The organism is Bradyrhizobium amphicarpaeae, assembly GCF_002266435.3.
Lineage (GTDB): Bacteria > Pseudomonadota > Alphaproteobacteria > Rhizobiales > Xanthobacteraceae > Bradyrhizobium > Bradyrhizobium amphicarpaeae.
The window spans coordinates 2,983,763-3,004,675 of record NZ_CP029426.2 but is presented as its reverse complement, the minus strand read 5'-3'; the positions used below and the strand labels follow the sequence as shown (position 1 = coordinate 3,004,675).

The window sequence follows — 20,913 nt, the reverse complement described above, 5'->3', positions numbered from 1 at the left end:
CGCTACACTGCCGACAATCTGGAGCCACCGATCCCCGCTGATTGCTCTAAATTCCGTCCGCAAGAGCCATGACAACCCAGCCCGCCTTCGACCTGATCTTCCGTAACGCGCTGTTGCGATCATCCGCCGCGCCCGTCGACATCGGCGTGAAAGCCGGCCGGATCGCCGCGATCGAGCCGAAGCTCGCCTGCGAAGCGGTCGAGGTCGATATCGGAGGTCATCTCGCCCTGCCCGGCTTCGTCGATACCCACATCCATCTCGACAAGGCCTGCCTGCTCGACCGCTGCGGCCACGATCACGGAAGTCTCGGCGATGCCATCCGGGCCGTCTCGGCAATGAAACGCGACTTCACCGTCGAGGACGTCTACGCCCGCGGCGCCAAGGTGCTCGAACGTGCGATCGTGCACGGCACGACGCGGATGCGCACGCATGTGGAGATCGATCCGCGGATCGGCCTGCGCAGCTTCGAGGCGGTGAAAGCGCTGAAGCGCGACTACGCCTGGGCGCTCGACCTGTCGCTCTGCGTGTTCCCGCAGGAAGGTCTGACCAACGATCCCGGAGCGGAGGAGCTGCTGGTCCAGGCGCTGCGCAACGGCGGCGAGACCATCGGCGGCTGTCCTTATACCGACACCGACCCGAATGCGCATCTCGCGCGCATCTTCGATCTCGCGCAGGAGTTCGACGTCGACGTCGACCTCCATCTGGATTTCGATCTCGATCCCTCCTGGTCGCATCTCGAAGAAGTCTGCCGCCAGACCGAGCGGCGCAACTATCACGGACGGGTCACAATCGGCCATGCGACAAAGCTCTCTGCCCTGCCGCCCGAGCGGATGAAAGCTGCCACCGCCCAACTGGCGAGAGCCGGCGTCGCCGTCACCGTTCTGCCCGCGACCGATCTCTATTTGATGGGGCGCGAGGCCAGCCACAATGCGCCACGCGGGCTGACCCTCGCCCACAAGCTCGCGGGCGACGGCGTCGTGTGCTCGGTCGCGACCAACAACGTCCTCAATCCCTTCACGCCGTTCGGCGACGCCTCGCTGCTGCGGATGGCGAACTTCTACGCCAACGTCGCGCACGCCTCGGTGAGGGATTTCGGCATCTGCCTCGATCTCGTGACCGAGCTTCCGGCGCGGCTGCTGAATCTCGACGATTACGGCATCAAGGTCGGCAATCCCGCCGATCTCATCGTGCTCGACACGCAAGACAGCCGCTTCGCGATCGCCGAGCTGCCCGAAATCATGATGGGCTTCAAGGATGGCCGGCAGACCTTTGCACGGCAGCGGCCGGCCCTGTTCCGGCCGGGGAGCTGAGGGCGTGTGCAGCCAGGGTTCCCGACGGTAAAATCGTCGGAACACGCAGTCGATCTTCGGACCGTTCCGGACCGGCTTCACGGCCCCAATCCGAGTCCGGTAGAATCCCGGACCGTAGCTGTGCGCATTGCACCACAGGCCGTCCGGCTCGTACTAAGGGGACGCCCTGAAGGTCTGAGTTCGGTGGGGAAGTACGTGTATGTTCAGTGCATTCAGTAGCATGGATTATCGTTCCATTCGGGCCGGCACGCTGGCGGAAACAGCCGTCAAGCGACTGAATGGAATCGGCGAAGTCCTATCCAGCCTCGATATTTCGGCGATCCACACGCAGGACGACATGACCCGCGCGCTCTGGACGCTCGATACCGCCGACAAGTGCATCCGCATGATCCTCAGAGAGTTCCGCACCGCGCCCGCCAAGGAGCAGGTCGTCCGCGAGGCCAAGCGTCTGGTCGACCAGATCGAGCTCGCCCGTGACGAAATCACGAACTATCGCGACCGTGGCAGGGTTCTGAGCTGAATGCGCGTGCTTGGCGTCAGCGCTTGACCTTCGCCAGGATTCGATCTGCCTCGGTACGCCAATCGGCACTGCGGGCGAACTCTTTCGTGCCCTTCGTTCCGAACAACCCCTGATCGGCTAGATCGGCAACCCAGGCCTGACGCTCGGCTGTTCCCTGCGCCGACCACGGCGTCAGCCCCGCCTCGCGCACGGTCTCGGCGACCTCACGCACTTCCTCGGCACGCCGGCGACCGTGCTCGATCACGCGCTGGAAGAAATAGGCGCCCTGCTTCTCCCAGTTGATCGCGGGAAAGGTTTCCGAGAGCGAGGCCAGCACCGCGTCCTCGACGCCATAGGCGCGCGCGGTCGTAAAACTCTCGATGACCATGGCCTCCAGGCCCTTGATCATGATGCTGCGGCACATCTTCACCGCCGAGGACACGCCGAGCTTGTCGCTCGCAACCTTGGCGGCAAAGCCGATGGCGTTTAGAAGCGGCTCCAGCTCTCTCGCGCCGGGGCCGCCGAGCAGCAGCGGCACCTTGATGCGATACGGCGGCACCGAGGTCATCACGGCGCCCTCGACATAGCGACCCGCAGCGCCGTCGATCAGCGCAGCGGCACGCTGCTTGGCCCCGGGCGAGGCCGAGTTGAAATCCAGGAACCATGTGCCCTGGTTGATCGCAGTCGCGCAGGACTTTGCGACAGGCACCGCCTGGCTTGCGGTGACGGCGGAAATGATGAAGTCCGATTTCGCCGTCAGCTCGGCATGAGATACCGCCAGCGTCACACCGAATTTCGCCGCATGCTCGCTCAGCGGCACGCCCTGCTCGCCCCCGAGCTTGATGTCGTAGGCTGAGACCTTGATGTCCTGCTGACGCAGATCCTCGGCCAGGATACGGCCGACCTCGCCATAGCCGACCAGCCCGATCTGCCATCGCTTCGGATCCACCATCAATTCAATCCTCGTGTCGTCGCGTCGAACAGCTCATCGACCGCATAGCGGCGCGGGATCAGCGCCTGCTGGAATGCGTAGTCGACGATCAGCTCCAGCGACTTCCGGTTGGCCTCGACCCCGAACGGGATGAGGTCCGGCGTCGTCGCCGGGCCCATCTGTTCCTTGTTCCGCTTGAGCAGATCATAGATGCCCGCAACGATCTCGGGACGTGTTCTCGCGAGTTGCTCGGTCACGACGACGAGATGATTGACTGGCACGACGCCACGCCGGGCGTACCATTCGGCGGCTTCCGCTGCCGGATCGGGAAAGAGTGGCTTCAGCCTGGCATCATCGGAGGTCTCGCCGAGGACGGCGTCGAGCTCACCGTCGAGCAGCATCTGCAGGATCTTCTTGTCCTTCGGCGCGCGCTCGGTGGTGTCGACATATTCGGCGACATGCGGATCCTCGAAGGTGATCCAGCGGATCGCGTCGAGCTTGACGCCGTAGTCGTTGGCGAGGATGCCCCTGATCCAGGCTCCGGTCGTCGTCGTGAACGAGCGGATGCCGACGCGTTTGCCTTCGAGATCGGACGGCCCCAGCGTTCCCCTTTCAGGGTTGTATAGCGCATAGGAATGCTGGAAGCGGGCGAGCATGGTCGCCGGCAGCAGCACCAGCGGCTTGCCATGCGACTTCGCCATCAGATAGGTGACGATCGCCATCTCGCAGACGTCGAAGGCCTGCTCACGCACCATCGGCTTGAACGCGGTGTTGGTCGGCGTGTACGCGACGAAGTCCAGATCGAAAAGGTCGGAGCGAAGCTCGCCGCGCTTCACCGCCTGCACATGAGGGTGGCTGCCGAGCACGGCTTTCAGCTTGAGACGATCCATCCGCCCGCTCCGCTTCTCTTCAAACATCCTCAGGATTGTCGACATAGACGAGCCCGGCCTTCGCCAACGCCTCGCGCATGCTGTACATGTCGAGACCCAGCTCACCCGATGCCAGCCGCTTGCGCTTGCCGCCTTCATCCGCGTTGCGCTTCCTGGCCTTTTCGGCGACCTCGACGGCATAGCGCTTCGGGACCACGACAACGCCGTCGTCATCGGCCACGACGATGTCACCGGGATCGACATTGACGCCGGCGCAAACCACGGGGATGTTGACCGAGCCGAGCGTCGCCTTGACCGTGCCCTTGGCCGACACCGCGCGCGACCATACCGGAAACTTCATCTCGTGCAGCGCTTTGACGTCGCGGCAGCCGGCGTCGATGATCAGCCCCTGCACGCCGCGGGCCTGCAGCGAGGTCGCGAGCAGCTCGCCGAACATGCCGTCGGTATTGTCGGTGGTGCAGCCGACGACGAGGATGTCGCCCTTCCTGCACTGCTCGACCGCGACATGGATCATCCAGTTGTCGCCGGGCTGCGCCAGCACGGTGACGGCGGGACCGGCAATCGACGCCCCTGCCCAGACCGGACGCAGATAAGGCTTCATCAGGCCGATGCGGCCATAGGCCTCGTGCACGGTCGAGACGCCGTACTCCGCCATGCCGGCGGGATCGGCTCTCTTGATGTTGCGAACGACGACCGGCTTCATGCCAGCTCCTCCGTAACGGTCGGGAACAGGCGCTGATACGCCTCGCCATAGGTCATGGGCACGCCGGTGTTGCGGCTGCCCTGGATGCCGCGATTGAGCGCGACGCGCTCGTAATAGCCCCAGAGATGCTTCTGCGCGGCGAGGATCTGGAACGCCTCGTACTTCTCCTTCCAGACCTCGTCGATCTTGAGGAGCAGGTCCGGCTTGTAATTGCACTGCTCCGGCTGGTGCGGCTCGAACAGGAACACCGGCGGCGCCGAATATTTGTACTGCGCGCCGGGCTTGTGGCCCATGGCCTGCGCGACGATTCGGGTCTCCTGCGCGAAATGCGCCGCGTTCGGATGGTCGAAATTATAGGGGTCTTCCAGCGCGTGGGTCAGCACGAAGCTCGGATTGAGCTCGCGGTAGATGTCGACCATGCGATCGAAATGCGCCTCGGTGAGCTTGAGCGGATAGTCCCCGCAATCGAAGAACTCGATCTCCGCGCCAAGCAGTTGCGCCGCCCGCTCCGCCTCGTCCTTGCGGCCGGCCTTGACCGATTCCAGCGTCGCGCCCTTCTCCTTCCAGGCGAACTGGCTCTCGCCACGCTCGCCAAAGGACATGCAGACGATCTTCATACGATAGCCCTTCTTCGCGTGCAGCGCGATGGCACCGCCGGCACGCCAGACGAAATCGCCGGGATGTGCGGTAATGACCAGACCTGTCTTCATGGGACGAACTCCCCTCTTTCATTCGGTGACTTGCATCGATCGCGCGCGCGGTCATCGTCGAAACCGAACAGGAACGCGGGATTGTCGACCAGGATCTTCTGCTGAAGCTCCGGCTCCGGCGCGAACAGCGGAATGAGATCGACGAGATCGCCGTCATTGGGCATCACCTTGACGTTCGGGTGCGGCCAGTCGGTGCCCCAGATGACGCGATCCGGCGCGGTCTCGACGATCTTTCGCGCGAACGGCACCGCGTCGGTAAAGGGCGGACCGCTGGAGGACACCCGCTCCGAACCGCAGATCTTGACCCAGCATTTCTCGTCGCGCTGCATCAGTTCGATCAGGATCCTGAACGGGAGCTGGTCGAGTCCTTCGGAGGCCTTCACCCGTCCCATATGGTCGATGGTGTAGCTCAGCGGCAGCCTTCCCAGCATGTCGGCATAGTCGGGCAGGTCGATCGCGTCGAAATGCAGGTCGACGTGCCAGCCGAGCGGCGCGACCATTGCGATGACGCGGTCGAACATGCCCTTGTCGGGGATGCCGCCGAGATGGCGGACGAAATTGAAGCGGCAGCCGCGGAAGCCACCCTCGTGCAGCACGCGAAGACCGCGCTCGGTGATGGTATCGTCGATGTTGGCGACCGCGCGGTAGGCGCCGTTACTCCGCGCGATCGCATCGAGAGCCACGCTGTTGTCGGTGCCGTGGACGCTGGCATTGACGATGACGGCGCGCTCGACGCCGAGCCTGGCATGCAGGATGCGAAAATCCTCCAGCGGCGCGTCCGGCGGCGTATAGGATCGGTCCGGCGCATAAGGGTATTTCGCACCGGGCCCGAAGATGTGGCAATGCGCGTCGCAGGATAGTCTTGGCAGCTTGAACTTCGGCGTGCGCGTGTTCGGATCGGGCGGCGGAATGGTGGGCGTGTACATCATCGTCATCACTTCAACCGCCGGGCGAAACCGCGGCTTTCAAGTCTTGCTGCCGACGACCGGCCGCCGCCGCGCCGGCGCGGCATGATCGAGCGGCAGAGCCTGGAACGCAGCGACCGTGGCCTGCACCAGCTGCTCGATGGCGCTGGCGGCATCGCCGCCATCGGCCTCGCCGCGCGACAGGCGCGAGACGCGGTCCGGCGTCACCAGCGAGTAATAGAGCGCGCCGAGCAGGAAGTGACTGCGCCAGACGATGTCGGTGCGCGGAATGTGCGGCAGGCTCTCGTGGATCGCATCGATGAAGGCGTGGCTGGTGTCGTCGAACGTCTGCGCGATGATCTTTCGCGCGACCTCGTTGCCTTCCGCCGACATCACGGCTCTTAGCCGGGTGAAGCGCGCCCCACCGCCGGCAAGGTCGCTGCCCGAGGTGAAGGCCGGCACCACATAGGCGCGCACGATCGCCTCGAGCCGATCCTGCAGATCGCGGACGCGTTTTGCGGCGGCAAGAAGCTCGAAGCGGCGCAAGTTCATCGGCCCGCAATGGCGCCGGTAAATCTCCAGCAGCAGGCCGTCTTTGGTCTTGAAGTGATAGGTCACGCTGCCGGGATTGGCTCCGGCGGCCTGCGCGATGTCGCGCACCGAGACGGCATTGAAGCCGTTGGTGGCAAACAGCTCCTCGGCCGCAGCGAGAATCGCTTCGCGCATGTTCGGCTTGCGGGCTGTTTCCTTGCTAGCGGGCTTGCGTACCATGTTATTTGTACTATCGTACAAAAGATCAGGTCTCGTCAACAAGAACCATGGGCGCCATCCGGACGACTCGAAGACCGATGCAAGGATGCTGCGAAGGATGCGTGCGCCCGCAAGGAGTGCTGGGAATATGCTGGGTTTGAACAAGACGATCGGCGGATGGATGCTGGGCGCCGGCTTGCTGCTCGCGGGCAGCGCGGCGCAGGCCGCCGACAATTATCCGAGCAAGCCTGTTCATATCCTCGTGCCCTACGCGGCCGGCGGCGCAGTCGACGTGCTCGCGCGCACGCTGAGCCAGGCGCTGGCCAAGACCTGGGGGCAGCAGCCGGTGGTCGACAACCGTCCCGGCGCCGGCGGCATCGTGGCCTCGCAGGCGCTGACGCAGGCCGCGCCCGACGGCTACACGCTGATCCTGGTCGCCAGCGGCCATCCGCTCAACCAGTTCATCTACCCGAGCGTGCCCTACGACACGTTCAAGGACTTCACCGCGATCACCGAGATCGCCTCCTCGCCGCTTGCCATCGTCGTCGCCAAGGACAGCCCGTACAAGACGCTCGGCGAGCTCCTGGCCGCAGCGAAGAAGGAGCCGGACAAGCTGTCTTACGGCATGTCCGGCAACGGCACCTCGGCGCATCTCGCCGGTGAGCTGCTCAAATACATGTCCGGCACCAAGATCGTCGCGATCCCGTACAAAGGCGGCGCGCCGGCACTGACGGCCGTGATCGCAGGCGAGATCCCGCTCAGCATTAATCCGCTCGCGGAAGCGATCGGACAGCTCGAAGGTGGCCCGGTGCGCGCGCTTGCTGTGACCTCGGCCGAGCGCTCCAAGGCGCTGCCCAACGTTCCGACCGTCGCAGAATCCGGCGTCCCCGGTTACGACGTCTCGGTCTGGTGGGGCGTGCTCGGTCCGGCCAAAATGCCGCCGGAGATCGTGGCGAAGCTCGAGACCGATCTCAAGGCGGCACTGCAGGATCCGAACGTGCTGTCGACACTCGGCAAGATCGGCGCCGCGCCGGTCGGCTCTTCGCCCAAGGAGTTTGACGCCTACATGCACGCCGAGGCGACCAAATGGCAGCCGGTGCTGAAGGCTGCCGACATCCGCGCGCAGTGAGGCGCTTCAATCGGGCCTAACCAAGAGCTCGATCTCCAAGCGCACGCTGCCAGCCAGGACGGCTGACCTGCTCAACCGTGACGGAAGAGCAGCCGTCCGGCGGGCTCGACGCGATCCAGCCGGTAGGCGGCTTGCGCGGCTCAAATGTCGACGATGCTCGAACCTGCAAACGATTTGCGATCGCAGCATCGCCGATAACCGCGCGCTTCCATTTGCTGCACATCAACGCGGCAATCTGGACAAAGCGTCATTTGTCTTCGGGACTGCGTCAGGCGACGAGTGTCCCAGATCGCCGGAGACCGAAGAATGAACAAACCGCTGTTGTTGACGCTCCATCGCTGGATCACGCTGATCTTTGCGCTTCCCCTGTTTGCGATCATCGCGACCGGCCTGATCCTGTCGTTCGAGCCACTCGTGCAAGTCGGTGGCATCGGCGGTCCGGCGATCGATCCCGCACGAATCGTCGAGCTGGTGAAGACATATGATCCGGACAACAAGGCGCGCGGGCTTTCGATCAATGCGGCTGGGCAGCGGATGACGCTGCAAGGCTCCGGCACGCCGGCGATCGACCTCGTGACCGGCACGCCTGCCGCCGCCGGCTCAGGCCTCAGCGAGCTCTTCCGGTGGGCGCGCGTCACGCATGAGCGGCTGCTCGGCCAGGCGTGGCTGGTGACGATCTCGACCATCGCCATGGTCGCCCTGATGATGCTCGGCATCCTCATGGGACTGCCGCGGCTGCGCAACACGCTGTCCGGATGGCACAAGGGCACCGCCTGGTTCGCGCTGCCGCTGGTCCTGTTGAGCCCGTTGACCGGCCTGTGCATGGCGTTCGGCCTGACGTTCCAGGGCGGAGCCGCTCCGGCCGGCGGCCGTCCCCTCGCCCTGCCCGACGCGATACGCATGGTCGCGGCCTCCCATGACTTCGCGCACGTGATCTCGATCGGCACGCGCGGAGGTCGAATCATGGCGCGTCTCTATGAGGATGGAGAGCTGCGCGCATACGCCGTCAATCCATCGGAGGTCACGCCGCTGCCGCGCAACTGGCCGCGCCTGATCCATGAAGGAAACTGGTCGGTCTTAATCGCCTCGCCGCTCAACGTCGTGACGTCAGTCGCATTGTTGGCGCTGCTGTCCACCGGCCTCCTGATCTGGGCGCGACGTCAACTGCGCAAGCGGCGTCCGCGTTCCGACCGGCAATCCGGCGCGGCTATGGTCGGCGCCGGCTGATCGCTCGGAGAGTCAATTGCGCGCGCTCGCCCGCATCTTCTCCGGTGGCCTAACAGGCCGCCGCAGGTCGGCATCGTCTGCCGACGGGATCAGGATCGCCCGCTCGCGCGGCAGCGCTTCCGGCATCTCGTCGCGGATGAAGGCGATCAGCTTCTCCCGCATCTCGCAGCGCAGATCCCAGGACTGCGGCGCGTTCCGCGCACTGACGAGCGCACGCAGCTCGATGGTGCGCGAGTCCGCGTCGATCACCTGAAGATTGACCACGGCGCCATCCCAGAGCTTGGAATGCTTCACGGCCTCCTCCAGCCAGCGCCGGATACGCGGGACGTCGGCGCGATAGTCAACGTGAAGGGCAATCACACCGATCAACGAAGCGGTGTCGCGAGTCCAGTTCTGGAACGGCTTCTCGATGAAATAGGACAGCGGCACCACCATGCGGCGCCAGTCCCACAGCCGGATCACGACATAGGTCGAGGCGATGTCCTCGACCCAGCCCCATTCGTTCTCGATAATGACGGCGTCCTCGATGCGGATCGGCTGGGTGATCGCGATCTGCAGGCCGGCGATCAGGTTGCTGAGCAGCGGCCGCGCGGCAAGACCGACGATGATACCGGCCGCGCCGGCGGAGGCGAACAGGCTGACGCCATATTGCCTCACCGAATCGAACGTCATCAATGCAGTCGACACCGTGATGACGACGATGATGGTGTCGGTGACGCGCTTGAAGACGCGAACTTGCGTGACGTGCTTGCGCGCGACGAAATTCTCGGTGACATCCCGGAAATTCTGCAGATAGCGCGCCGCGCTCATGTCGACGATCCGGATCGATATCCAGCCGATCAGGGCGATGAAGGCCACGACGAAGAGGCGCGTCAGCGGCGTCCGGATCGTGTCGTCGAGCGGCGCAAGCGGCAGGACCAGAGCCACGGCCGCCAGACACACAGCCAGTTGGGCAGGGCCCGCGGTGCGGTCGATGAACACGCTCAGAAGCGGAAGACGCGTTCCGAAAGCGCGGTTGAGCAGCCATACGGCGACACGGTAAGCAAACAGCGCAAGGAGCATCGCGCCGACAACCAAGCCGAGGCCAACAAACCACGACGGGATCCAGCTGAACATCCTGTCGATGTCTGCCATCAGGGCCTGCAAGTTCATGGACTGGTTCCGTCATTGCATTCGCGCAGCCAGCTCAACGTTTCCCGGCCTGCTTCAGTCCACCCTCTTTTGCAACGCAGCATTCCGCAGATGCAACCGTCGCCGAATTGCGCTAATTGAGTCATCATGACCAGACGCACCGGCAGCGCCGATCTTCCCTTGCATACCGGGCGGGTTCCGCCCTGGCTGGCGAGCCGCATGGCCTCGCTCGGGTCGATCGTCACGCAGGCGATCGTGCATCATTACGGCCGCGACGCGTTTCTCCAGCGGCTGTCGCATCCGTTCTGGTTCCAGTCGTTCGGCGCCGTGATGGGAATGGACTGGCACTCCTCGGGCATCACCACGTCCGTGATCGGCGCGCTGAAGCGCGGGCTCGGACCGCTCCAGGATGAGCTCGGGATTTACGTGTGCGGCGGCCGCGGTCAGCATTCGCGCAAGACGCCGGACGAGCTGATGCAGCTCGGCGACCGCGTCGGCCTCGACAGCGCAAAGCTCACCCGCGCCAGCCGCCTGGTGGCGAAGGTCGACAGCGCGGCCGTGCAGGACGGCTTCGATCTCTATCTCCACGGCTTCTTCGTGACCACCGACGGCAAATGGACGGTGGTGCAGCAGGGCATGAACGGCGACAAGCGGCAGGCCCGCCGCTATCACTGGCACTCCGAGGCTTTGAAGAGCTTCGTCGATACACCGCACAGCGCGATCGACGGCCCTCAGCAAGGCGAGATCGTCAACCTCACCGACCACCGCGCCGAAATCTCGCGCAGCGCCCAGCTCGATCTCCTCAGCGATCTCGGCCCCGATCGCATCCTCACCGAGTTCGAGCGGCTGACCGACACCGCCCCCGAGCCGGCGCAGGCCATGCTGCCGCATCTGATCATGCCGGCGCATCACGATGTCCGGCCGAAGGATGTGTTCGCACGGCGCCTGCACGGCACCCTCGCAGCCGCCGCGGAACGCGGACCGGTCGATTTCCCGGAATTGCTGCTGACGCCAGGCGTCGGCGCGCGCACCGTGCGCTCACTCGCAATGGTCGCCGAGGTCGTGCATGGCGCGCCCTATCGCTTCGCCGATCCCGCGCGGTTCTCGCTCGCCCATGGCGGTAAGGACCGCCATCCCTATCCGGTGCCGATCAAGGTCTATGACGAGACCATCCGCGTGCTGAAGGGCGCGATCCAGAACGCCAGGCTCGGGCGTGAGGAAGAGATGCAGGCGATGAAGCGGCTCGACGACCAGGCGCGACAGCTGGAGCGGACCGCGCGCGGCCCTTCGGTGGAGGCCTACATTGCCGGCGAGCGCGCCGCCTCACCCGACCTCGACGGCCTCTCCGTGTTCGGCTGGGAACGCGATCTCGCGGCGACAAAAAAGCGGACCGGCTGAACACCGGTCCGCGAGTCCAGCGGAAGGAACGCCCCTCTCCGAAGAAGTCTGGTCCTCAGCTCGCAACGGTGAAGGAACGATCGACGCTCGCTTCGCGACGCGAAGACGCGCTTGTTCCGCGGGCCTCGGCCGAAACGGGAAGCTTCGCAATCATGCGGATCCCCGGCCTCCGCCGCCAGCGGACCTCGGCGGGATCAACGGCCAGACCAAGTTTCGGCCACCGCACGAACAGTGCTTCCAGTGCGCAGGCCGCCTCGATGCGCGCGAGCTGATGGCCGAGGCAGAAATGGACTCCTGTTCCGAACGAGATGTGACGGTTCGGCTTGCGTTCCAGATCGAGGCTTTCGGGATGATCATGCATCGCCGGGTCCATGTTGGCCGCGGCCAGCATCACCATGACACGGTCGCCCTTCTTCAGACGCACGCCTTCGACCTCGACGTCTCGCCGCACATGGCGCGGCTTAGAGAACTGCACCGGTGACACGAAGCGAAGAAACTCCTCCACCGCAAGTCCTATGCGACTCCAGTCCTGCTCCAGCCAGTCGTCCGGACGTCGGAGCAACTCGTAGGCGGATCCGCTGATGAGATGGGTCGTCGTCTCGGAGCCGGCTGCGAGCAGCAGGAGCACCATCGAGACCATCTCGTCCGGCGTGATCTGGGCCCCTTCGCGCTCGACCTGGACCAATTCGGCAATCAGGCCCTCGCCGCCCTGCGTGCGCGCGGCCTGCAATTGCTGTTCGAGATAGGCCCGCATCTTGCGAAAGGTCCACAGCAATCGGAAGAAGCCGACGACGTTGGTCAGCGAGGACATCGCGTTGCCCCAGGCGATGAATTTGGGCCGGTCGGCCAGAGGCAGTCCCAGCAGCTCGGAGATCACTGCGAGCGGCAGGATTCGCGCGTAGCGCTGGACCAGATCGGCCGGACTTCCATTAGCGAACAGCTCGTCGGCGAGACCGTCGGCGATGACGCGGATGCGCGGCTCCATGGCGACGATCGCACGGCGGCGAAAGGCCTCGTCCACGATGCTGCGTAGCCTGGTATGGCCAGGCTCGTCCATCGTCAGCATGTTGTTGGCGATGGTCCTGACGTATCTCGGCATCCACCAGCGCAGCCCGGCGACGTCGCCGTCCTCCTTGCGCAGCGTGAAGGTCGCGCCGTCCTTCAGGACCTGCGCGGTGGCGTCATGGGTCGTGGTGATCCAGACATCGCCGACCAGGGGAAATCGCGTCGCGACGAGAGGACCCGACATGCGCAACGCCGCGATCGCCTTGGGCGGATCACGGAAGAAGGCCTCGCTGGTGAAATCGAGGCGCACTGTCATGGGATCACCGGAGTGATTATTGGCGTCTCACCCAGATGGTATGGGCGGACCGACGCGCAAGGGGGGCGGAACTCGCGCGAGGAGACGACCTATCCGCCTCCCGGCGAACGCTGCCCCGTCTTGCGCTGCTGCTGCGTGTATGCGTCCCAATGACTCCAACTGCCATTGCTGAGGCTCTGCAGGTCGGTGCCGAGCGGACGGCGCGTGCGCTTGTCGTGATCGGCGATGACGCGCTCGGACTGCGCGATCTTGCGCTTGAGTTCGGCCACCGTCTTCTGGGTCTGGCCGTTCCGCTTCGAGGAGGCGATCTCGCCCATCGTGAAGCGCGCGGTCTCGAGCGACTTCAACTCGGCGCGGTTCTTCTTCAACTGGACCCGGTGCCAGGCGATGTTGCTGTCGCTGTCCGCAACCATGTGGGAACTCCGCTGATTCGCTCCCACAGTGTATCAAGCGCCGAATCGGCGCCGCAACGCCCGGCAGACGGCGAAATGACGATCTTATCGGGCAAGAATTGGGTGTTAGCGCTCGGCAAAGGCCTTTTCGACCACGAATTGGGCCGGCTCGCCGTGATTCCCCTCGATGAAGCCGCGTTCGCCCAGGAGCACGCGGGTGTCCGCGACAAGGGCCGGGCTGCCGCAGATCATGACGCGGTCGTGAGCGGCCTCCAGCGCCGGCAGGCCGATATCAGCGAACAGCTTGCCAGAGGTGATGAGATCGGTGATGCGACCGCGGTTGCGGAACGGATCGCGGGTCACGGTCGGGTAGTAGATCAGCTGGTTCTGGATGTACTCGCCGATCAGTTCGTCCTTCGGCAGCGTCTCGGTGATCATCTCGCCATAGGCGAGTTCCTTCACGTGCCGGCAGCCGTGCAACAGCACGACCTTCTCGAACCGCTCGTAGGTCTCGGGGTCCTTGATCACACTCAGGAACGGCGCAAGGCCGGTGCCGGTGCCGATGAGATAGAGGTTGCGGCCCTCCTCGAGATTATCGATCACCAGCGTGCCGGTGGCCTTGCGGCTGACGATGATCTCGTCGCCTTCCTTGAGGTGCTGGAGGCGCGAGGTCAGCGGGCCGTCCGGAACCTTGATCGAGAAGAACTCCAGCGTGTCCTCGTAATTGGCGCTGGCAACGCTATAGGCCCGCAGCAGCGGCTTCTCGCCGACCTTGAGCCCGATCATGGTGAATTCGCCGTTACGGAAACGGAAGGTCGGGCTGCGGGTGGTCTTGAAAGAGAACAGCGTGTCGGTCCAGTGATGGACGCTCAAAACGCTTTCCTGATTGAAATTGCTCATCTCACCTATCCGTGTCGCGTCAATGCGGTTGTCGAGGCGGGCAGCTATGCGTCGTTTGTACACGATCATTCGTATACTAATGAATAATCCCGCTTGCTCCCGCGGTCAAGGCTGCCCAAGATCGGAAGCGTTGCAGCAGGGAATAAGGAGCCCCTTCCATGGCGCATGACGCACCCCAGGCTACCGGACCGTCGAAGCTGGTGATCCGGAACATCGGCCTGATCCTGTCCGGCGCGCTGGAAAAGCCGATCCTGGACGGCGACACCATCGTCGCCGAGAACGGCAAGATCACCGCGATCGGCCGTTTCAAGGACGTCGACATCGAAGGTGCAACCACCATCGTCGACGCCCAGGGCACCACGGTGGCGCCGGGCCTGATCGACAGCCACGTCCACCCCGTCGCCGGCGACTGGACGCCGCGGCAGAACCAGATCAACTGGATCGACAGCTACCTCCATGGCGGCGTCACCACCATGATCTCGGCCGGCGAGGTTCACATGCCGGGCCGCCCCCGCGACGTCGTCGGCCTGAAAGCGATGGCGATCTTTGCCCAGCGCGCGTTCTGGACGCTGCGGCCGGGCGGCGTGAAGGTTCACGCCGGCGCGCCGGTGATCGAATGCGAGATGGTCGAGGAGGACTTCAAGGAGCTGGCCGCGGCCGGCGTCAAGCTGCTCGGTGAGGTCGGCCTCGGCGGCGTCAAGGACGGCCCGACCGCACGCAAGATGGTCGGCTGGGCGCGCAAATACGGGATCCAGAGCACGATCCACACCGGCGGCCCCTCGATCCCCGGCTCCGGCCTGATCGACAAGGACGTCGTGCTGGAGGCCGACACCGACGTGGTCGGCCACATCAATGGCGGCCACACCGCCCTCCCCGACGACCAGATCCGCTGCATCTGCGAGGGCTGCAAGCGCGGCCTCGAGCTCGTACACAACGGCAATGAGCGCTCCGCTCTGTTCACGCTGCGCACGGCGCGCGAGATGGGCGATCTGCACCGGGTCATCCTCGGCACCGATGCGCCCGCCGGCTCCGGCGTGCAGCCGCTCGGCATTTTGCGCATGGTCTCGATGCTGTCCTCGCTCGGCGAGCTGCCGGCCGAGATCGCGTTCTGCCTCGCCACCGGCAACACCGCCCGGATGCGCGAGCTCGATTGCGGCCTCATTGAAGTGGGGCGATCCGCCGATTTCGTCATCATGGACAAGGCCCAACACTCGCCCGGCAAGAACATCCTGGAGAGCGTCCAGCTCGGCGACCTCCCCGGCATCGGCATGACCATCATCGACGGCATCGTCCGCACCCAGCGCAGCCGCAACACCCCGCCGGCCGGCAAGGTGCCGGAAATCGTGGTGAAGTGACGCAGCCGGAGCGGCACGCCGCTCCGCATCGCCCCTTGAAGGCGTTGAACAAGTCTCCTGCCTGCTGCGTCTAACGCAGGCAGCCCTCGGCGGCCGCAGTTCGTTGCTGGACCATCGAGGGAAACATGAAGAGCTCATCGCGCATAGCTATCGGCGTCGTCGCCGCGGTGGCCGGCTATGTCACGACCTTCGTGCTGCTTTCCCTGTTCGATTTCGGCAACCGGGCGGACCCGATCACATCGGGGCTGCTGGGATTGTTCGTCTACTCGCCCATCGGCGCGATCGCCGGCGCGGTGCTCGCCAACTGGCTGGTGGCGCGCTCCGGCAATGACACCAGCAAGGGCAGCGTCACGCGCAACAGCTTGAAGTCACTGGGCGTTGTCGTCCTGCTCTGCGTCGCCGGGATCGGCATCTACATTGCCTACGCCTATGCGACCGCGACGCCATGGCTCAACCGCAACGGCGCCAATCCCCTGCTCGTGTTCGAGGTCCGTTTTCCGGCCGGGATCGCAGTGCCGACATCAGCCCAGGGCATCACCATCGAATTGCAGACCGACCTCAATACGATGCCGGGCGAAGTGACCCCGGCCGCCTTTCATCGTGACGGCGACCAGCCTGTCATCGCAGGCAAGGTCGAGCTCGCGTTTCGAACCTCGCACCGGCAGCTCGCCGTGGACATCCAGGGCCAGCCGAGCCGGATCTATCCGATCGATTTGAGCGCCCGCGCGCCGCATACGCCGGAGTTCGGAACGTGGCGGCGGCTCGGCGACGGCAGCGAAATCCGCTACCGCGCCAAATGGCCGGGGCAGACGTAAGGGATCAACGCTTCCTCGCGATCTCACAACGCACATAGGTCTGGCGCTTGTCACGCCCGACCGGTCCGTTGTCCATCACCAGCTTGCCGTCCGTTGCGATGGAGACCCGGGGATTGGAGCGAAACTTCTCGCCCTCGCCTTCGCAGGCGAGCTTCATTGTCCAGCCGAGCTTTCCGTCGGCGGTGATCTCGCTGGCGCGGCACCGTGTCTCGTACCAATACAACCGATTGCCGCCTTCGATGCTCATGCGGTTGGGGCTGTCGTCGTCGCGGCAGTCCTTTTTGGTCGACGCCCAGAAACCTTCATAAGGCTGGGCGGCAAAGGCCGGCACGCATTGGCCGGCGAGCACCGCGCCGAAACCCAAGACAAATACAAACCGCGTCGCCGCTCTCATGAAAAAACCTCGATGACGTCCCCATCGAGGTTAGTCGCCAATCCCCGCATCTCGTTCAACTGCCGTAGGGTGGGCAAAGGCGCGAAGTGACGTGCCCACGATCTCTTGCTGACTGGGAAAGGTGGTGGGCACGCTTCGCTTTGCCCACCCTACCGCACCCTTCACCGCAGCTTGTTCAACAGCGCCATCAGCATCTCGCGCTCTTTCGCATCGAGCGGCGACAGCGTTTCCCGGGTGATGGCGAGCGCGTTCGGCGCGACCTTCTCCGAAAGCTGCTGACCGGCGCGCGTCAGGCTGACAAGGAGCCGCCGACCGTCCTCGGGATCCTGGCTGGTCTCAGTCAACCCGCGCGCGGTCAGGCGGTCGATCACGCCCTTGATGGTCGCGACGTCCATCGCCGTCAGCCGGCCGAGCTGGTTCTGCGAGCACGGCCCGGTCTCGGCGAGTTTCGACAATGCCGCCCACTGCGTCGGCGTCAAATTGGTGCCGATATCGCGGGAGAAGATCGAGCTGTGGCGCTGCCAGACCTGGCGCAGGATGAAGCCGACCTGCTCGTCGAGCACGTAAGGCGGTTTTCCCGGCTTGACGCTCTTCTTCGCCGTGACGCTTCTCGCCATCCGTTCGCAGCCCTTCCCTTGCCTCACAACGACAGATGCGCGTCGCGGATATCCGGACGAGCGTCGAGCTCGGCCATGGTGCCGCCGAAGCAGATGCGGCCGCGCTCGATGATGTAGGCGCGATCCGAGATCAGCCGCGCGAAGTGCAGATTCTGCTCGGAGACGACGATGCTGACGCCCTCCTTCTTCATGGTCAGGATGGCATCGACCATCTGTTCCACGATCTTCGGCGACAGGCCCTCCGAGGGCTCGTCCAGCAGCACCAGTGACGGATTGCCCATCAGGGTGCGCGCGATGGTGAGCATCTGCTGCTCGCCGCCGCTCATGCGGCCGCCCGGGCGGTTCTTCATTTCGCCGAGATTTGGAAACAGCGCGAATAGTTTTTCGCGGGTCCAGTATGGCGCATTCGGACGCCTGGGCTGCTTGCCGACTTCGAGGTTCTCCTCCACCGTCAGGTCGGTGAAGATGCGGCGCTCCTCCGGCACATAGCCGAGCCCCTCGCGCACGATTTCGTGGGTCGGACGCAGCGAGACGTCCTTGCCCTCGAACATGATGCGGCCGGAGCGTTGCGCCACGAGCCCGACGATCGAGCGGAACGTGGTCGACTTGCCGGCGCCGTTGCGCCCAAGCAGCGCCACCACCTCGCCCTCGCCGACCTCAAAGCCAATGTCGAACAGGATATGCGCCGGGCCATAATGGCTGTTGAGGCCCTCGACGGTGAGCTTCATGCCGAGGCCCCCTCGCGATGGCGGGCATCGTAGACGAGACCCTCGCCGAGATAGACCGCCTGCACCTGCGGATTGCCGCGCACCTCGGCCGGCGTGCCTTCGGCGATCAGCGTCCCTCGATTCAGCACGATGATGCGGTCGGCGTGCTCGAACACCACGTCCATGTCGTGCTCGGTGAAGAGCACGCCGATCGACTTCTCGCGCGCGATTTGCGCCGTGAGCCGCATCAGGTCGACACGCTCGCGCGGCGCCATGCCGGCGGTCGGCTCGTCCATCAGGAGCAATTTCGGCTGGTTGGCGAGCGCCACCGCAAGCTCGAGCCGCTTGAGGTCGCCATAGGCCAACTCGCCGCAAGGACGATCCGCGTAGCCGCCCATGCCGACCAGCTCGAGCAGCCGCCCGGCCTCGCCGCGGTCGAACTTGGGCGCCGAGCCGAACAGATTGAACAGCTGCTTGCCATGTGAAATCAGCGCCACCTGCACGTTCTCGCGAACGGTCATGGTGGCGAAGGTCGCGGTGATCTGGAACGTGCGCCCGACGCCCATGCGCCAGATCTCGCGCGGCTTCTTGCCGGTGGTCTCTTCGCCGAGCAGGCGGACCTGCCCGGTATCGGGCTGGTTCTGGCCGTTGAGCATGTCGAAGCAGGTGCTCTTGCCGGCGCCGTTCGGCCCGATCAGCGCCAGAATCTCGCCGGCGCGCAGCGAGAACGAAACGCCGCGCACGGCATGGATGCCGCCATAGGATTTGGTCAGGCCTTCGACCACGAGAAGCGGGGGTGCAACGCTCATTCGGCGGACTCGATCGGCTTGGCAAGCAGAGATGATCCCGGCGGCGACGACTTCCTGCGGCGCTGCGCCAGCATTTCCAGCATGCCGACGATGCCCTTGGGGAAGACGACGACGATCAGCATGATGAAGCCGCCGAGCACGAGCTTCGACAGGTCGGTCTGGCTTATCAGCCAGATGCTCAGCGCCTTGTAGACGATCGCGCCGATCACCGCGCCCGACACCGTCTCGACGCCGCCGAGCAGCACCATGACGAGCGCATCGACCGACAGCGAGATGCCGAGATTGTCAGGAAAGACGCTCCCCTTCAGGTAGGCGAACAGCGCACCGCCGATGCCGGCGGTCGTGCCCGCGATCACGAACGCCGTCCACTGGATGCGCTTGGCATTGATGCCGATCGCTTCGCTGCGCAGCAGCGAGTCGCGCGTGGCCCGAAGCGCGTAGCCGAACGGCGAGAACACCATGGCCCGCAGCGCAATGGTCACCAACGCGGCAACGCCGAGCGCGAGCCAATAGAAGTGCGACGGGCTTCCCGCCCATTTTTCCGGCCAGACGCCCAATATGCCGTTGTCGCCGCCGGTGACGCTCACCCATTGGAACGCGATCGACCACACGATCTGCGCGAAGGCGAGCGTCAGCATCGCGAAGTACACACCCGATAGCTGTACGGCAAAGAAGCCGAACACGGCGGCCCCCATGCAGCCCAGCAGCGGCCCGAGCAGCAGGCACACGATCATCGGCAGCCCCGCCATCTTGGCGAGGAAGGCAACGCCGTAGGCACCGAGGCCGAAATAGGCGGCATGGCCGAAGGACGCGAGCCCCCCGACCGACATCAGAAAGTGCAGGCTGACGGCGAAGATCACGAAGATCGCGATCTCGGAGCCGACGGTCAGCACGTAGTTGCCGGCAAACAGCGGCAGTGTCGCTGCGATCACGAGCGCCGCCAGCGCCGCAAGCCGCTCGTTCGACGTCAGCGGGCGCCATGGATTGACGGTGAGCCCGGGCGTCTTGCGCGCGGGCGCCTCCGGCTTGCCGAACAGCCCCCAGGGCCGCACGATCAGCACCACCGCCATCACCAGGAAGACCAGGATGATGGAAATCTTCGGAAAGATCAGGATGCCGAAGGCATTGAGCTCGGAGACCAGCACCGCCGCGACGAAGGCGCCGACGATGCTGCCGAGGCCGCCGATCACGACGACAACGAAGACCTCGACGATGATGCGCAGATCCATGGCGTGGTGGACGGCATCGCGCGGGATCTGGAGCGCGCCGCCGAGCGCGGCGAGGAAGACGCCGACCGCGAACACGGACGTGAACAGCCATTTCTGATTGACGCCGAGCGCCGCGACCATGTCGCGGTCTTGCGTCGCCGCGCGCACCAGCACGCCCCAGCGCGTGCGCTGGAACAGCAGCCAGAGGATGCCGAGCACGACGGGCCCGAGCACGATCAGGAACAGATCATAGCTCGGGATGTTCTGACCGAAGAAATCGATGGCGCCCCGGAAGCCCGGCGCGCGGCGGCCGACGAGATCGTCGGGCCCCCAGATCAGCACCACGAGATCCTCGACCATCAAGGTCAGGCCGAAGGTCGCGAGCAGCTGGAATAGCTCTGGCGCGTGATAGATGCGGCGAAGCAGCACCATCTCGACGAGCACGCCGATCAGCGCCACGGCCATCGCCGCCAGCACCATGCTGCCCCAGAAGCCGAATGCACCCGACAGACGCTCCGTCAGGGTGAAGGCAATGTAGGCGCCGATCATGTAGAAGGCGCCATGCGCGAAATTGACGATCCGCGTCACGCCGAAGATGATCGACAGGCCCGAGGCCACCAGGAACAGCGACGCCGCGCTGGCGAGACCGGTCAGAAACTGTACGACGTAAAAGGCCATCGGCGGTCCGGGTTGAGTGTTGGTTCACCCCTCCCCGCTCTTGCGGGGAGAGGGCTTCGTAGGGTGGGTTAGCGCAGCGTAACCCACCTCTTCTGGTTCTGCGGTTGCAGACCGTGGTGGGTTACGCCTTCGGC

The 20,913-nt window shown here is 64.8% G+C and carries 22 protein-coding genes; 7 read left to right on the top strand and 15 right to left on the bottom strand.

Annotation, left to right across the window (positions count from 1 at the left end):
- The first annotated feature begins 68 nt into the window (after positions 1 to 68).
- Both CIT40_RS13770 and CIT40_RS13765 read left to right on the top strand, forming a co-directional pair.
- Positions 69 to 1,310, top strand: coding sequence for an amidohydrolase family protein (locus CIT40_RS13770; RefSeq protein WP_094896489.1), 1,242 nt, complete (start codon positions 69 to 71; stop codon positions 1,308 to 1,310).
- 199 nt (positions 1,311 to 1,509) lie between these two features.
- The gene (locus CIT40_RS13765) at positions 1,510 to 1,830 is read left to right on the top strand and encodes a hypothetical protein (protein WP_094896488.1); all 321 of its coding nucleotides are present in this window, start codon (positions 1,510 to 1,512) and stop codon (positions 1,828 to 1,830) included.
- Between the two features lie 16 nt (positions 1,831 to 1,846).
- On the opposite strand, the gene CIT40_RS13760 is transcribed toward CIT40_RS13765, so the two are convergent.
- The 6 genes from CIT40_RS13760 to CIT40_RS13735 are packed head-to-tail and all read right to left on the bottom strand — an operon-like array spanning position 1,847 to position 6,719.
- The gene (locus CIT40_RS13760) at positions 1,847 to 2,761 is read right to left on the bottom strand and encodes a DUF1932 domain-containing protein (protein WP_094896487.1); all 915 of its coding nucleotides are present in this window, start codon (positions 2,759 to 2,761) and stop codon (positions 1,847 to 1,849) included.
- Entirely contained in the window at positions 2,761 to 3,630 is an 870-nt protein-coding gene (locus tag CIT40_RS13755; protein ID WP_094896486.1) for a substrate-binding domain-containing protein, read from the bottom strand. The genes CIT40_RS13760 and CIT40_RS13755 overlap by 1 nt, the downstream gene beginning before the upstream one ends.
- A gap of 19 nt (positions 3,631 to 3,649) precedes the next feature.
- Entirely contained in the window at positions 3,650 to 4,333 is a 684-nt protein-coding gene (locus tag CIT40_RS13750) for a 4-carboxy-4-hydroxy-2-oxoadipate aldolase/oxaloacetate decarboxylase (RefSeq protein WP_094896485.1), read from the bottom strand.
- Positions 4,330 to 5,043, bottom strand: coding sequence for a PIG-L deacetylase family protein (locus tag CIT40_RS13745; protein WP_094896484.1), 714 nt, complete (start codon positions 5,041 to 5,043; stop codon positions 4,330 to 4,332). Before CIT40_RS13745 ends, CIT40_RS13750 begins: the two co-directional genes overlap by 4 nt.
- Positions 5,040 to 5,978, bottom strand: coding sequence for an amidohydrolase family protein (locus CIT40_RS13740; RefSeq protein ID WP_094896483.1), 939 nt, complete (start codon positions 5,976 to 5,978; stop codon positions 5,040 to 5,042). Before CIT40_RS13740 ends, CIT40_RS13745 begins: the two co-directional genes overlap by 4 nt.
- Before the next feature lie 30 nt (positions 5,979 to 6,008).
- A complete protein-coding gene (locus CIT40_RS13735; protein WP_094896482.1) occupies positions 6,009 to 6,719 on the bottom strand; it encodes a TetR/AcrR family transcriptional regulator in 711 nt (236 codons plus the stop codon).
- Between the two features lie 127 nt (positions 6,720 to 6,846).
- On the opposite strand from CIT40_RS13735, the gene CIT40_RS13730 reads away from it, so the two are divergent.
- Positions 6,847 to 7,827 carry a tripartite tricarboxylate transporter substrate binding protein gene (locus CIT40_RS13730; RefSeq protein ID WP_094896481.1) on the top strand — a complete coding sequence of 327 codons (981 nt, stop codon included), beginning with the start codon at positions 6,847 to 6,849 and terminating at the stop codon, positions 7,825 to 7,827.
- Between the two features lie 306 nt (positions 7,828 to 8,133).
- Positions 8,134 to 9,054 (top strand): PepSY-associated TM helix domain-containing protein, encoded by a 921-nt coding sequence (locus CIT40_RS13725; protein ID WP_094896480.1) that lies wholly within the window; start codon positions 8,134 to 8,136, stop codon positions 9,052 to 9,054.
- A gap of 12 nt (positions 9,055 to 9,066) precedes the next feature.
- Here CIT40_RS13725 and CIT40_RS13720 read toward each other — a convergent pair whose 3' ends face one another.
- On the bottom strand, positions 9,067 to 10,206 hold the full coding sequence (locus tag CIT40_RS13720) for a mechanosensitive ion channel family protein (protein WP_094896479.1): 1,140 nt from the start codon (positions 10,204 to 10,206) through the stop codon (positions 9,067 to 9,069).
- Positions 10,207 to 10,332: 126 nt separating this feature from the next.
- On the opposite strand from CIT40_RS13720, the gene CIT40_RS13715 reads away from it, so the two are divergent.
- On the top strand, positions 10,333 to 11,583 hold the full coding sequence (locus CIT40_RS13715) for a DUF763 domain-containing protein (RefSeq protein ID WP_094896478.1): 1,251 nt from the start codon (positions 10,333 to 10,335) through the stop codon (positions 11,581 to 11,583).
- Positions 11,584 to 11,638: 55 nt separating this feature from the next.
- On the opposite strand, the gene CIT40_RS13710 is transcribed toward CIT40_RS13715, so the two are convergent.
- From CIT40_RS13710 to CIT40_RS13700, 3 genes are all read right to left on the bottom strand, one after another.
- A complete protein-coding gene (locus tag CIT40_RS13710) occupies positions 11,639 to 12,904 on the bottom strand; it encodes a cytochrome P450 (protein ID WP_094896477.1) in 1,266 nt (421 codons plus the stop codon).
- An 89-nt stretch (positions 12,905 to 12,993) separates the two neighbouring features.
- A complete protein-coding gene (locus tag CIT40_RS13705) occupies positions 12,994 to 13,317 on the bottom strand; it encodes a hypothetical protein (RefSeq protein ID WP_094896476.1) in 324 nt (107 codons plus the stop codon).
- Positions 13,318 to 13,422: 105 nt separating this feature from the next.
- On the bottom strand, positions 13,423 to 14,196 hold the full coding sequence (locus CIT40_RS13700) for a ferredoxin--NADP reductase (RefSeq protein WP_094896475.1): 774 nt from the start codon (positions 14,194 to 14,196) through the stop codon (positions 13,423 to 13,425).
- 158 nt (positions 14,197 to 14,354) lie between these two features.
- Between CIT40_RS13700 and CIT40_RS13695 the strand changes: the two genes are divergently transcribed.
- Both CIT40_RS13695 and CIT40_RS13690 read left to right on the top strand, forming a co-directional pair.
- On the top strand, positions 14,355 to 15,551 hold the full coding sequence (locus CIT40_RS13695) for an amidohydrolase family protein (RefSeq protein ID WP_094896474.1): 1,197 nt from the start codon (positions 14,355 to 14,357) through the stop codon (positions 15,549 to 15,551).
- A gap of 125 nt (positions 15,552 to 15,676) precedes the next feature.
- Positions 15,677 to 16,366 (top strand): hypothetical protein, encoded by a 690-nt coding sequence (locus CIT40_RS13690; protein ID WP_094896473.1) that lies wholly within the window; start codon positions 15,677 to 15,679, stop codon positions 16,364 to 16,366.
- A 4-nt stretch (positions 16,367 to 16,370) separates the two neighbouring features.
- Here the strand turns inward: CIT40_RS13690 and CIT40_RS13685 are convergent, their stop codons facing one another.
- From CIT40_RS13685 to CIT40_RS13665, 5 genes are all read right to left on the bottom strand, one after another.
- Positions 16,371 to 16,760 carry a hypothetical protein gene (locus CIT40_RS13685; RefSeq protein ID WP_094896472.1) on the bottom strand — a complete coding sequence of 130 codons (390 nt, stop codon included), beginning with the start codon at positions 16,758 to 16,760 and terminating at the stop codon, positions 16,371 to 16,373.
- A 161-nt stretch (positions 16,761 to 16,921) separates the two neighbouring features.
- The gene (locus CIT40_RS13680; protein ID WP_094896471.1) at positions 16,922 to 17,377 is read right to left on the bottom strand and encodes a MarR family winged helix-turn-helix transcriptional regulator; all 456 of its coding nucleotides are present in this window, start codon (positions 17,375 to 17,377) and stop codon (positions 16,922 to 16,924) included.
- 23 nt (positions 17,378 to 17,400) lie between these two features.
- The gene (locus tag CIT40_RS13675; RefSeq protein ID WP_094896470.1) at positions 17,401 to 18,105 is read right to left on the bottom strand and encodes an ABC transporter ATP-binding protein; all 705 of its coding nucleotides are present in this window, start codon (positions 18,103 to 18,105) and stop codon (positions 17,401 to 17,403) included.
- The gene (locus CIT40_RS13670) at positions 18,102 to 18,893 is read right to left on the bottom strand and encodes an ABC transporter ATP-binding protein (RefSeq protein WP_094896469.1); all 792 of its coding nucleotides are present in this window, start codon (positions 18,891 to 18,893) and stop codon (positions 18,102 to 18,104) included. The genes CIT40_RS13675 and CIT40_RS13670 overlap by 4 nt, the downstream gene beginning before the upstream one ends.
- On the bottom strand, positions 18,890 to 20,779 hold the full coding sequence (locus CIT40_RS13665; protein WP_094896468.1) for an ABC transporter permease: 1,890 nt from the start codon (positions 20,777 to 20,779) through the stop codon (positions 18,890 to 18,892). Before CIT40_RS13665 ends, CIT40_RS13670 begins: the two co-directional genes overlap by 4 nt.
- Positions 20,780 to 20,913 lie beyond the last annotated feature (134 nt).

Excerpts from the sequence above, each read along its gene's own strand:
- CIT40_RS13675 (WP_094896470.1), bottom strand. The coding sequence starts at position 18,105 with ATGAAGCTCACCGTCGAGGGCCTCAACAGCCATTATGGCCCGGCGCAT.
- CIT40_RS13705 (WP_094896476.1), bottom strand. The coding sequence starts at position 13,317 with ATGGTTGCGGACAGCGACAGCAACATCGCCTGGCACCGGGTCCAGTTG.
- CIT40_RS13765 (WP_094896488.1), top strand. The coding sequence starts at position 1,510 with ATGTTCAGTGCATTCAGTAGCATGGATTATCGTTCCATTCGGGCCGGC.
- CIT40_RS13725 (WP_094896480.1), top strand. The coding sequence starts at position 8,134 with ATGAACAAACCGCTGTTGTTGACGCTCCATCGCTGGATCACGCTGATC.
- CIT40_RS13730 (WP_094896481.1), top strand. The coding sequence starts at position 6,847 with ATGCTGGGTTTGAACAAGACGATCGGCGGATGGATGCTGGGCGCCGGC.
- CIT40_RS13720 (WP_094896479.1), bottom strand. The coding sequence starts at position 10,206 with ATGAACTTGCAGGCCCTGATGGCAGACATCGACAGGATGTTCAGCTGG.
- CIT40_RS13715 (WP_094896478.1), top strand. The coding sequence starts at position 10,333 with ATGACCAGACGCACCGGCAGCGCCGATCTTCCCTTGCATACCGGGCGG.
- CIT40_RS13770 (WP_094896489.1), top strand. The coding sequence starts at position 69 with ATGACAACCCAGCCCGCCTTCGACCTGATCTTCCGTAACGCGCTGTTG.
- CIT40_RS13740 (WP_094896483.1), bottom strand. The coding sequence starts at position 5,978 with ATGACGATGATGTACACGCCCACCATTCCGCCGCCCGATCCGAACACG.
- CIT40_RS13750 (WP_094896485.1), bottom strand. The coding sequence starts at position 4,333 with ATGAAGCCGGTCGTCGTTCGCAACATCAAGAGAGCCGATCCCGCCGGC.
- CIT40_RS13700 (WP_094896475.1), bottom strand. The coding sequence starts at position 14,196 with ATGAGCAATTTCAATCAGGAAAGCGTTTTGAGCGTCCATCACTGGACC.
- CIT40_RS13710 (WP_094896477.1), bottom strand. The coding sequence starts at position 12,904 with ATGACAGTGCGCCTCGATTTCACCAGCGAGGCCTTCTTCCGTGATCCG.
- CIT40_RS13735 (WP_094896482.1), bottom strand. The coding sequence starts at position 6,719 with ATGGTACGCAAGCCCGCTAGCAAGGAAACAGCCCGCAAGCCGAACATG.
- CIT40_RS13670 (WP_094896469.1), bottom strand. The coding sequence starts at position 18,893 with ATGAGCGTTGCACCCCCGCTTCTCGTGGTCGAAGGCCTGACCAAATCC.
- CIT40_RS13665 (WP_094896468.1), bottom strand. The coding sequence starts at position 20,779 with ATGGCCTTTTACGTCGTACAGTTTCTGACCGGTCTCGCCAGCGCGGCG.
- CIT40_RS13695 (WP_094896474.1), top strand. The coding sequence starts at position 14,355 with ATGGCGCATGACGCACCCCAGGCTACCGGACCGTCGAAGCTGGTGATC.
- CIT40_RS13680 (WP_094896471.1), bottom strand. The coding sequence starts at position 17,377 with ATGGCGAGAAGCGTCACGGCGAAGAAGAGCGTCAAGCCGGGAAAACCG.
- CIT40_RS13690 (WP_094896473.1), top strand. The coding sequence starts at position 15,677 with ATGAAGAGCTCATCGCGCATAGCTATCGGCGTCGTCGCCGCGGTGGCC.
- CIT40_RS13685 (WP_094896472.1), bottom strand. The coding sequence starts at position 16,760 with ATGAGAGCGGCGACGCGGTTTGTATTTGTCTTGGGTTTCGGCGCGGTG.
- CIT40_RS13745 (WP_094896484.1), bottom strand. The coding sequence starts at position 5,043 with ATGAAGACAGGTCTGGTCATTACCGCACATCCCGGCGATTTCGTCTGG.
- CIT40_RS13755 (WP_094896486.1), bottom strand. The coding sequence starts at position 3,630 with ATGGATCGTCTCAAGCTGAAAGCCGTGCTCGGCAGCCACCCTCATGTG.
- CIT40_RS13760 (WP_094896487.1), bottom strand. The coding sequence starts at position 2,761 with ATGGTGGATCCGAAGCGATGGCAGATCGGGCTGGTCGGCTATGGCGAG.